The organism is Mesorhizobium sp. L48C026A00 (assembly GCF_000502375.1).
Taxonomy (GTDB): Bacteria; Pseudomonadota; Alphaproteobacteria; order Rhizobiales; family Rhizobiaceae; genus Mesorhizobium; species Mesorhizobium muleiense.
The window spans coordinates 1-1,222 of sequence record NZ_AYWU01000100.1; the positions used below are offsets into that span (position 1 = coordinate 1).

Sequence of the window (1,222 nt, forward strand, 5' to 3'; positions counted from 1 at the left end):
GGCCTAATTTTCTGCGCGCCGATTGCGCTGGCGCGACGTAGCCCGGCCTTTTGCCAGCTCGGCAGCTACGGCTCGCAAAGAGCGTCGTAAGGCTTGCGGAGCCGCCCCTCAGCTCCCGTCGAGGAGCAATCCACAATTCACATATTTCGAGATGGCTCGCTGGTTTACCGGTCTGCGAGCCCTGCAAGCCGATTGTCGCTTTAACTTCCCGATTTCAAACAGGGAAAAGTCAGGTGTTGTTTAGGTTTAGGCGCTACGACAGCCCCGATTTTTCGCTAACGATTTCACTGGCTGCTCGATTTGCCGCACCGATTGCACAACCGCAAAGCCGCACCCGGCACGTCGCATTCCGACGAAGCATGGTCGGCGGCACGTCGTCTCGCTCGCGAGCTCGACACGATTCTCGACGGTTCGGGGCCAAGACGCGCGGCAATCAACCGGGCCGCGGCCGAGCTGCGCCTCTCGACCCGCCAAGTCTACAATCTGCTGGCGCGCTACCGCAACGATCGGACCGTGACGTCGCTGCTGCCCCAGTTGGATGGCAGCCGCAAGAAGCGCCTTGATCAAGGCATCGAGGCGATCATTGCGACGACGTTGCGAGAGCAGTGGCTCGTGCTGGAGGCTCCGCCGCTCGCTGCGGTCGTGGCCGAGATCCGCGCTCGCTGCGAAGAGGCCGGCTTGGCCGCTCCGTCCTATCTCACGGCCGCCCGCCGGATACCCGGGCTGTTCAGCCCCGAGGAGATCGCGAGGAAACGGTCCGCCAATCCGAAGCATCTCCAGCGGCTCAAACCGCGGCCAGGATACATCCATGCGGCGCGCCCGCTCGATGTCTGCCAGATCGATCACACGCCCACCGACATCAACTTCGTGGAGGTCGTCGACGGCGGCGGAACGTTCATCGGCCGGGCATATCTCACGATCGTCACCGACGTGGCCACCCGCTGCATTCTTGGCTTCTGCCTCACCCTCGAGAAGCCGTCGGCGCTGTCGGTCGCGCTCTGCCTGGCGCACGCCATGTGTCCAAGGGAGGCATGGTTGGCCGCGCGCGGCATCGAGCATGGATGGCCGATGTTGGGGTCAGAGCAAGAACTGCTCGAAATCATACGCTAAGGTCGAACGGAGCATGAACATTATGCCGCCCAGGGCAATTTGGTCGGCAAGCGCAGCGGCCTGAAGCCCTCCGTAAGGTCGGGCGCGACGTCCCAGGAGTAGATGCCGGTAA

The 1,222-nt window shown here is 63.1% G+C and carries 1 pseudogene; it reads left to right on the plus strand.

Features of this window, described 5'->3' with window-relative positions:
• Positions 1 to 300: 300 nt before the first annotated feature.
• Positions 301 to 1,095 (plus strand): annotated as a pseudogene (locus X738_RS80530) (Mu transposase C-terminal domain-containing protein); the annotation flags it as partial.
• Positions 1,096 to 1,222: the final 127 nt, after the last annotated feature.